Annotated in this window: 8 protein-coding genes; 7 read left to right on the plus strand and 1 reads right to left on the minus strand. The window is 52.9% G+C overall.

Translation table 11 applies throughout. The features are described from left to right. The first annotated feature begins 145 nt into the window (after positions 1-145). From AO242_RS06170 to AO242_RS06185, 4 genes are all read left to right on the plus strand, one after another. A complete protein-coding gene (locus AO242_RS06170) occupies positions 146-1,204 on the plus strand; it encodes a hypothetical protein (RefSeq protein ID WP_099268074.1) in 1,059 nt (352 codons plus the stop codon). Between the two features lie 251 nt (positions 1,205-1,455). Further along, positions 1,456-2,424 carry a hypothetical protein gene (locus AO242_RS06175; RefSeq protein WP_099268075.1) on the plus strand — a complete coding sequence of 323 codons (969 nt, stop codon included), beginning with the start codon at positions 1,456-1,458 and terminating at the stop codon, positions 2,422-2,424. Positions 2,425-2,788: 364 nt separating this feature from the next. Beyond that, positions 2,789-4,117: a hypothetical protein gene (locus AO242_RS06180; protein WP_141562189.1), complete on the plus strand. Its 1,329-nt coding sequence runs from the start codon at positions 2,789-2,791 to the stop codon at positions 4,115-4,117. A 468-nt stretch (positions 4,118-4,585) separates the two neighbouring features. Then, positions 4,586-5,350, plus strand: coding sequence for a hypothetical protein (locus tag AO242_RS06185; protein ID WP_099268077.1), 765 nt, complete (start codon positions 4,586-4,588; stop codon positions 5,348-5,350). Positions 5,351-5,418: 68 nt separating this feature from the next. Here AO242_RS06185 and AO242_RS06190 read toward each other — a convergent pair whose 3' ends face one another. After that, entirely contained in the window at positions 5,419-5,931 is a 513-nt protein-coding gene (locus AO242_RS06190) for a BRO-N domain-containing protein (RefSeq protein ID WP_099268078.1), read from the minus strand. Between the two features lie 586 nt (positions 5,932-6,517). Between AO242_RS06190 and AO242_RS06195 the strand changes: the two genes are divergently transcribed. From AO242_RS06195 to AO242_RS06205, 3 genes are all read left to right on the plus strand, one after another. After that, positions 6,518-6,865, plus strand: a complete 348-nt coding sequence (locus tag AO242_RS06195; RefSeq protein WP_099268079.1) for a hypothetical protein — start codon at positions 6,518-6,520, stop codon at positions 6,863-6,865. Positions 6,866-7,110: 245 nt separating this feature from the next. Next, positions 7,111-8,103: a hypothetical protein gene (locus AO242_RS06200; RefSeq protein ID WP_099268080.1), complete on the plus strand. Its 993-nt coding sequence runs from the start codon at positions 7,111-7,113 to the stop codon at positions 8,101-8,103. Positions 8,104-8,178: 75 nt separating this feature from the next. Continuing rightward, positions 8,179-9,015: a 23S rRNA (adenine(2030)-N(6))-methyltransferase RlmJ gene (locus AO242_RS06205; RefSeq protein WP_099268081.1), complete on the plus strand. Its 837-nt coding sequence runs from the start codon at positions 8,179-8,181 to the stop codon at positions 9,013-9,015. Positions 9,016-9,272: the final 257 nt, after the last annotated feature.

Raw genomic sequence — 9,272 nt, forward strand, 5'->3', positions numbered from 1 at the left:
CCTGTAGGGGCCCGCTTCATTCGCGAGGCGGTGTGTCAGGCCCAAGTGCTTGTTAGTAATAAACCCTCGCGAATAAATTCGCTCCTACCGGTGGATTTCATTCCAATTCTGATGGTGAAGTTTTACTGATGAGAAGGTGATTCTAATGAACGCAAATTATTCACAACCCACTGTTGTAGAAGCCCCCAGTGGTGTACTCGACCCAAACACAGTGAACGGCGCGACCGTGCGCGTGACCTATACCATGGAAGAGGGTGATCTCATTCTTTTGTCCTGGAATGATCGAGGTGATTTAGTCGCCCCCAAGTACGGCAGTCCAAGTGGAACGATAGATTTTCTAGTGCCTCTTGCTGCGGTTAGCGACGCGGCGGGCAAGAGCATTGAGGTCTTCTATACGGTAATGCGTTCGGGTGCTGCTGAACCATCGACAGCCCTCGACCTGACGGTAGAGGCGATGAGGGCAGAAGTCAGGCCTCACATTCTGAAAGTGGTGGGGGGCAGTGGCCCTGTAGATAAGGGAGAAATAACCCGCGACAGTTTGTTGTCCCTTTCTGGAATGGCTGGCTCTGGCGTCACGCTGGACGTTTTTGACAAGGACTATCCTGTCGAAACTATTCTGGCAGAAAGTGATGGTAGCTGGAGATTAACATTATCTGGGCTGACGGAAAGTGAGCATATTATTACGGTGGGTAATGTGAGAGGACAGTTGGTATCTGATCCGTGGTCTTTCACCGTGATGAATAGCACTTCCGGATTTGAAGATTTCGAGACCATTGCGCCAGGCACCGTTCCTCGAGACCCGGACTATATAGACTTTCCTTCAGGTTTAAGATTAAGCACAGTCCGGCATAGTAAAACTGAGCCATCAATCGTTCGTGCAACGAGCCAGCATGGCGAGCACGGCTTCCAGTATCTTTTCATCCCAATGGCCGACGGCGGTACATTACGGTTCCCCGGAACACCAACGACCGTTAAGTTTACAACGTGGGCCGCTAGATTTGTAAGTGACGGTTTGGACTTACATATGTACCTTCATGGCAGGGATGGCGTTCGCTTTGCTACTCTTATAGTACCTGTTGGCCGGGATAGAGACGAATTGGTGAAAGTCGATGCGCCGTCGGGTAACTATATAAGTTCTATACAGTTTGGAAATGATGTGCTCACGGGTGAGTTGGCGTTAGACAGCATTTACTGGTCAGAGTGATAGGGGGGTGTGGCAAGGCCTATCCCTGTGATGGGCATTGCCTTGGCTAAAGCCGCTCATCAATTATCAAATGACGGCCTGAGTTAGAGTGTTTTTCTGTAGGTCTGAGTTTGATCGCGGCGGTGTCAGGTCTGTCGATAATTTTACGCTGATTGGCCTCGATTTCCCCGACGCTTTGCTGCTCAAGTTTTAACACTCGAATGTTCCTTTTTTCAACGTTTTCAGCAGTGATCGCTGAAAGGTTCTATAAAATGAAAAATCAAATTTACATATTGGCTTTTTTAATAAATGTTCTGGCGGGATGCTCTACCCTTGGTACGGACGGTCTAAATCAGGAGCGCACTAGCCCCGTCCAGCGGTTTGAGAAACTAAAGGCTGGGTCGTCATCAATAAAGGTAGATTTGAGCGATGGTCCGGGGCTCGCGAGATGGTTTAATAGCGAATATAACGATTCGGATGTTTCCTGCACTCAGCCTGTCACCGGGCAAGCGCGAGGGCACTATTTTTGTAGCGGTGTACTCTTGAGAGCGGTGGATAATGGTAGCTTCAATCCATGGGAACCCAGCCCCGCCGCGTTAACCTTAAAGGGGCTTTCATTTTCCTGGATCAGGCATGATGTGGGGATTAACAATCTCTATCATCCTGCTGGTTTTATAGTGTTGAGCCCTGAAGCCTCGATGTACAGCTATGTGCCCGGGATTGTAGCGGTGGACGAGGCGATATGCGTATACCCCTTTGACGCGTGGACCACCCGAACAATGGATCGAAGTCATGGCGGATGTGATTTTGAAGGCACCGGGCTGACCGGTCTACATGGCTCGTGGGGGAGCTGTGAGAATAAGCTTGGATATTCTACTGTTGCTCAGTGGAATACCCATTTCAGTTCAGAGGGACAGGTCAACTACAGACAGTGTTCGTGGGGGGCCGATAATCCTCAAGGTTGGCGAAATATGATTGAGTCCCGCAGAAATTTCAGCGACGAGCAGTCATGGAATGAAGTCCTGGAACGCGTGACAGTTCAATCGAGCCCTTACCTACGTAGCTGGGTAACGGCATTTTTCTATGACGTTCGAAAGTCCGGAGGTCTGGCGAACGCCAGGATTTTTCAGCAGAAGATGGCGAATACCGGCAAACGCGTACCCATACTTCGGCTGGATTTCACCGCGGCAGCAACCAGCCGATTTCAATATGTCGTTTCTGATCAGGTCACTTATCCGTGAGTGAATGCGCATTAATAGCCTGAATACTAAGGTTTCGCTATTAAAAAATAATGAAGCTTCTAATACGTATGACCACTGTTATTTCTGACAGTGGTCAATGATTCGCTATTGATAAATAATGTCCTTTAGGCAGTCGAAAAATAGTTTTATCGTCGGTCGTTCTATATTTGCGGTACTGCTTTATTGTGCGGTAAACATGTGTCCTGCCTGGGGTTCATTCCAATTCTGATAGTGAAGTTTTACTGATGAGAAGGTGATTCTAATGAACGCAAACTATCCACAACCCACTGTCGTTGAAGCCCCAGGTGGCGTACTCGACCCTCAAGACGCAGTGAACGGTGCGACTGTGCGCGTGACGTATGCCATGCAGGACACCGATATCATCGGCCTGGCGTGGGACAACCGTGATGATCTGGTGCCCCAGCAAAATGGCAACTCAAGCGGTACCGTTGATTTCATCGTCCCGGCCTCCGCAGTAAATGCCGCCATTGGCCGCACCATCCCGGTTATTTATGCAGTGGCGCGCAATGGCGCTCCTGGTTTATCGATCATTCTCGACCTGACGGTGACGGCGGATAGCGCAGAAGTTAAACCTCGCATATTGAAAGTGACAGGCGCCAGTGGCGATGTCGAGGACGGAGGGGTAACCCCCGACAACGTATTGACAATATCCGGAACCGCGGGCGTTGGCCTGACGCTGGATGTATTTGATGGCGCTTATCCCGTTGAAACAGTTGTCGTGGAAAGTGACGGGAGCTGGAAGTTGGCATTATCTGGGCTTACGGAAGCTGAGCATCGGATTACTGCGAAGAATGCAGGTGGAGTACTGGTATCGGATCCGAGGATCTTTATCGTTAGCGCAGGGGCGGCACTGCCGAATATTGAATCAGTCGTCGATTCACTCGGTGCGCCAATCGCTCCTGATGGCATCACGTTCGATCCTCGCATCACTTTGTCAGGAGCCGCCGAGCCTGGGGCAGTCATTGAGGTGGAAAGTGAGGGCGCGTCTTGGGGCACAGCGCCCGCAATCAGTGGCCTTTGGAACAAGACGCTGAATTTACACGCGGGAAGGCATGTATTCGTCGCGAAGGACCTGGCCAGTCAGGCCGTTTCCTATCCCTGGACAATTAGTTACGTAGTCGAGAGTCTTATAATCGATACATCACCCGCCATCCTGAACGGGTTGCTGTATCACGCCTGGACGGCACCTCCTTTCCCGCCTGCAGGCACGTATACGGACAGGCCAGCCAGCGGTGGGAGGCCACCGTATCGCTACACCTCTAGCGACACCGCTATCGCCACGGTGGATGAAAGTGGGCGCGTAGTTTCAGCTGGTAATGGGCTTACCACCATTGTTGTCGCCGATAGTGTGGGGAGTACCGCAAGCTTCACAGTCATAGTGTCGAATGTGTACCAGTTTTTTGGTTCTGGACTTCGCACCAATCACACCTCGGCGTCTTGGGCTGTCAGGGATTTAGGTGGCTACCTGCCCTCAATGGCGGAGTGGCGTCTATTTTATGCCGCGTATGGAAGTGAAGCCGGACAGTTAACACCGCTTAATTGCTGGTCTAGAGATCAGGCACCCGGGCCGAACCTGACTAACTGTTGGGCCTTTGTACCTTCGACGGGTCAGGAGCAATTGATACCTTGGGAGTCACCGGGGGATGCCTTTGGTATACGAGCGATACTTTAGCTCCAGTTGATGTCTGAAGGTCGTTCGATAGTAAGCCTCCTTCGACTGAGTTGTTAGTCAGTATTTTTCAATACGTTTTGTCTCTGTTGTACTGTCTTGCGCTTCGCAGGAGACATGCCTGACTGTACTTGCAGATTTCGCTATTTCAAATGCTGCTTAAGCTTCTAATGAGTATCAATACTGCTACTTCTGACAGTTGCCAGTGGTGCGCAAGGGGTCAATACTTTTCCTGAGGCGATAAGAAAGCATATTCAATCCTGCGTTGTTGGTGGCGCCACAGTCGTGCTCCGCGCTATTGCGCAGTAGTGCAGTGAAAAAAATCAGATCGAATTTGATCTCGAAGAAAGCGTGCTCGCGCTAACTGTTGTTCGTACGCGCTACTTTCATGAACGAATTCGCTTCTGCAGAAGTGCTTTCTGACGTTGCGTTGAACTGGTTTCGTTATTCATACCAAAAAGGTGAATCAAAATGGATATAAAGGCTGCAGAAGTGCGACCTGTCATCTCGAGAGTGGCGGGCGCCAATGGCGATGTCGAGAACGGAGACGTAACCCCAGACAACTTATTGACATTTTTCGGAACGGCAGGTCCGGGAGTTGAGTTGGATATATTGGACGACTCTTATCCTGTTGAAACCGTGCGGACGCTAAGTGATGGGAGCTGGACATTGTTGCTATCGGGATTGACGGAGACGAAGCATTTTATTAAAGCGGCTAACGTTGGCGGGCAGCTGGAATCTGAGGTTTTTGAGTTTACGGTTGGCGGAAGCTCAACACAGCTTGTCGAGAATTTTGAAGAGGAACCACGTGGTCCTTTGGAGCCTGGGCAACCGCACACCTGCCGCTCCGGGCTGATTTTAACGCCGACAGGGGATTTTGGTGTGTACTTCGGGAAAAGTGATGCAGATATAAATCCTCTTAAAGGACGTATAGATGTAACTATTCATAGCCCTTCGGGTACTCAGCCAAAGGTGATTATGAGGCTGCCGTCAGCTGCTAGCCGAGTGGATTTTGACTGGGCGTATCAGTTCGCGTCGTCGACGCAGGCCAAAGTCACTTATTCAGATGGTAGTGGGGGCGTCGTTGGAGTGCAGACGCTACCAATGCCAGGGGGGAGTTTTACAGTGCAGAAGGCAACATTTACCGCGCCTTCGGGGCCAGCGATTGTGTCACTGGAGGTAGATCCGCCAGTACCCTCGAGCATTCACATTGGGAAAATAACCTGGTATCTATAAAAACACGTCCGTAATCCAGCTTTAGCGGAGTTTGCATGCGCAAACTCCGCTTTTCTATTTCGGCCCCCTTAAAGTATCCGCTGCAACCCTTTCCTCAACCACCCACCAACACTTGCACCCCCCACCTCATCCCGCCTGGGCAACAAACACGGCATATCCCGCAACCGTATCCACGGTTCATCCTGCCAATGCATAACATTGAGCTCCCCCGTCTGCCACTCCAAAACACCCGGCGTCGGGCTGTTGTGATCTTCCACGTCCGTGCTGTAGCGCAATCTTGGCAGCACGCTGTAGGTCAGCCATTTGCGCAGGGGCAGGTTGGCGGGGTTGGGGTGGTAGACGAGCAGGGCGTAGACGGCGGATTCGCTGACCATCAGGGTTTCTTTCGCTTGGCCGTAATAGCTCATCAGCACGTTGCGGCGTTGGTCGGGGGCGAGTTTGCGGGTGAAGCGTTCTTCAAGGAACAGGCCCATCATGCGACCCAGATCCCGGGCGCAAAACCACGCCTGACGGTCGATGAGCAGGGCGTGCAGTTGGTATTTATGGCGGTTGAACACCATGGGTTCGAAAGGCTGTTCCATTGCGGTCTGTCCGTATTGGCTTTATTGAGGGACCAAAGGCGTCGGGAGCTAAGAACACCATCAAGAAGTGCCGGCATATTCCCCCGAAGGGTCTTGTATTAGCCGACTCCCGACATAACAGACATGCGAAGGCATTATGCGCCCGCGATAAACGAATTTATCGCGGGCACAAAAAAACCGCTTCCTGTCGTGGCGGGTAACGCTTGATAGAGTTCTTAGGCTCAGGGCGCGCATGATTGGGCAGACGGTTTTCATCGTAAATGCTGGCACGTGTGTGCGGATGTGACCGGGGTGAAGTCGGGTTGGCCAGCGGTGTCGGCATTAGCCTGGAAGGTGATGTTTCTAGCGATGAGGTGTTGCAGCTATTCCGGCCTCTTTCCGGCTGAAGCCGGTCTCACGAGGTGTCATCGAAGGCTTGCGATAACATAAGATAACGCTTTGTTCACGGCTAATCGCCGATAAATCTAACCATATCGTATCTGTGAGTCGCGAAGTAGCGTTCCATTGGCGATACTTCCTATCAATATTCGCGCTGACATAATGCAGTTGTCAGGAAGGCTGACATAAGAAAAATGCAAGGTGCACAATGGACATTCACTCCCAACCGATTTCCATTTCTACAGCGCTTGAGATCACCCGTGTTGTTGACGACAGGTGCAACTCCCTCGAAAACCCCGGCAAGGCGACTCACCCCAATCTGGTTGTGTTTGGGCGAGGGCCGACCAACGCCAAAATGTTTTTTCTGGACGACGGCGTACTGCAGGAGACTACCGAGATTACTTCTGGAGGCGCGTGGCTGATAAGGCTTGCTGCCGAAACGGGCAGTCATTGCTTTAGTGTGTGCACCAGCAGTGGAGCGGTATCTCCTTCCTGGGATATCACCGTCGTAGCGTCGACCCCGAAGTATTACGGGATCATGTGGGACCGGGTTTAGCCGGGAAGTGATGTTCCTGACTGCAAATATTCAGAGTTGCATCGGCCCTCTTCGTGAATAAATTCACTCCTACAGGGGGACGCAGTTGCCGGAATAGAAGTGCAGCCCTTAATTGCCGATCGGTTTAAACACTGTCATTTCTGTCAGGTGTGTCGGTTGAATGATCTCGGTACTGTCTGGGGCATGAAGTTTATTTACTGCGCGGTAGCTACATTCAATGGCTGCATCGATTAAAGGTAAGTGCCATGCATACCCATGAGACTTCTGCGGTGCCAGCCATTACCGGCGTTGTGGACAGTGAAGATCATCCCATTCCCAATAACGGAACGACCGAAGATACGGTGCTGACCCTTTTGGGGGTGGGTACGGTCAATATCGGAGTCATCATTGCTGACAACGACACCCCTATCGCGCTGGCTCTGGTAAATGAAAACGGCGAGTGGATGAAGTCAGTGGCGGCGCAGGAAGGCAGGCACAGTTACACCGTTCGTTTCTCCGACGATGCCTGGGTGGTGACGGTGGTCATGGCTGCGCAGGCCCCGACTATCATCAGCGTGCGCGATTCTCAGGGCGAGGTTGTCGATGGCGGCAGCACCTTTGATCAGCGTGTGACCCTCGAAGGTACTGCGGCCGCTGATCAATGGGTGGAGATTCTGGACAGGGCAGAAATCATTGCCAGCGTACTGGCGACGGGAGGGCGATGGGCGGTTGACCTGCCATTGCTGGCGTTTAAAGGCTATAGCCTCAAGGCGCGAGGTCTGTACGGCAGCATCCCGGAATCAGACGTAAGAGCTTTTAATGTTATTTATCGGGGGGAGGATTTTGAAACCGGCGCACTGGGTGCCATTCCCGCGAATATTGCACTGGAATTCCCCGCGATGTTCGTCACACCCAACAAAGACGCCAGCTTGATAGACGATTCCGTTGCAGCGCCTTTTGTGACGGGGAAGGCTATCTCCATTGCTGAGGACAGCGTGGTACGTTTTGATTTGAAATCACCGGTCAACAAAATCACCTTCGGTGCTTTTGCCATGGCGGATGGTTTTGGCGTCGAACCTCCTTACCTGTCATGTTTCGATGAAAGCCAGGCACTGATATTCGAACGTAAGCTGTATTTCGGAGAGGATTATGCCGTCTGGGATGAGGTTGTCAGTCCCGATCGCAGGATTACATCGCTGGTGCTTACGGTGCATGTGAGAACAACCGCGTTCCATGTGGATAACTTCAGTTTCTTCTGATTGTTCCATCCGAAGCGTTTGACCTGATCTGTACCACTGGCTTTTGCTAAACTGCGCAGCCTTCGAGGAGCTGCCATGAATTACCGCCACGCCTTCCATGCCGGCAACCACGCCGATGTGCTCAAACACCTGATCATGACTCGCTTGTTTGCCCTGATGGCGCGCAAGGAGCAGCCGTTCGCCTATATCGACAGCCACGCCGGGCTGGGGCTTTATGACCTCAAGGGCGATCAGGCCAGCCGCACCGGCGAATACCTGGAAGGCATTGCACGCCTGTGGGATGCGCCGGACTTGCCTGCGTTGGCGGCCGATTACGTGCAACTGCTGCACGACATGAACCCCAACGGCGAGCTGCGTTATTACCCTGGCTCCCCGGAAATCGCCCGCCGCTCGACCCGAGCCAACGACCGTGTGCTGCTCAACGAGAAGCATCCGGAAGACGGGCGTTTGCTGAAAGAGAACATGAAGGGTGATCGTCGTGTGGCGGTGCATCTGGGCGAAGGTTGGCATGTGCCGCGTGCGTTGTTGCCGGTCGCCGAGAAACGGGCGGTGCTGCTGATCGATCCGCCTTTCGAACAGCTCGATGAAATGAAGCGCTGCGCTGTGGCCTTGAAGGAAACCATCGGCCGTATGCGCCAGACGGTGGCGGCCATCTGGTATCCGATCAAGGATCAGCGTCTGCTCAAGCGCTTTTATCAGGATCTCGCGGAGACCGGTGCGCCGAAGTTGTTGCGCGTCGAGTTGTACGTCCACCCGCTGGACACCCCCGCCAGCCTCAACGGCTCAGGCCTGGCCATCGCCAACCCGCCTTGGGGTCTGGAAGAAGAACTGCGCGAGTTGCTGCCGTACCTGGCGCAAAAGCTGGGGCAGACCAAGGGTGACTGGAAAATGGATTGGTTGATTGCGGAGTGATCGGGCATCTGAGTGGTGCTGCTCGCGGCTAAAGCCGCTCCTACGACGAGAGGCGGCGAACACCAGGCATCCGCAAGACCGCTTACATCACAAATCCGTAGGACCGGCTTCAGCCGGGAGGGCGTCCGTTGCNGCTGCTCGCGGCTAAAGCCGCTCCTACGACGAGAGGCGGCGAACACCAGGCATCCGCAAGACCGCTTACATCACAAATCCGTAGGACCGGCTTCAGCCGGGAGGGCGTCCGTTGCAACACCACC

This window comes from Pseudomonas sp. ICMP 561, assembly GCF_002699985.1.
Classification (GTDB): Bacteria; Pseudomonadota; Gammaproteobacteria; order Pseudomonadales; family Pseudomonadaceae; genus Aquipseudomonas; species Aquipseudomonas quasicaspiana.

What these genes read in the sequence shown, in the direction of transcription:
- AO242_RS06170 (WP_099268074.1), top strand. Translation starts at nt 146, where the DNA reads ATGAACGCAAATTATTCACAACCCACTGTTGTAGAAGCCCCCAGTGGT.
- AO242_RS06175 (WP_099268075.1), top strand. Translation starts at nt 1,456, where the DNA reads ATGAAAAATCAAATTTACATATTGGCTTTTTTAATAAATGTTCTGGCG.
- AO242_RS06180 (WP_141562189.1), top strand. Translation starts at nt 2,789, where the DNA reads ATGCAGGACACCGATATCATCGGCCTGGCGTGGGACAACCGTGATGAT.
- AO242_RS06185 (WP_099268077.1), top strand. Translation starts at nt 4,586, where the DNA reads ATGGATATAAAGGCTGCAGAAGTGCGACCTGTCATCTCGAGAGTGGCG.
- AO242_RS06190 (WP_099268078.1), bottom strand. Translation starts at nt 5,931, where the DNA reads ATGGAACAGCCTTTCGAACCCATGGTGTTCAACCGCCATAAATACCAA.
- AO242_RS06195 (WP_099268079.1), top strand. Translation starts at nt 6,518, where the DNA reads ATGGACATTCACTCCCAACCGATTTCCATTTCTACAGCGCTTGAGATC.
- AO242_RS06200 (WP_099268080.1), top strand. Translation starts at nt 7,111, where the DNA reads ATGCATACCCATGAGACTTCTGCGGTGCCAGCCATTACCGGCGTTGTG.
- AO242_RS06205 (WP_099268081.1), top strand. Translation starts at nt 8,179, where the DNA reads ATGAATTACCGCCACGCCTTCCATGCCGGCAACCACGCCGATGTGCTC.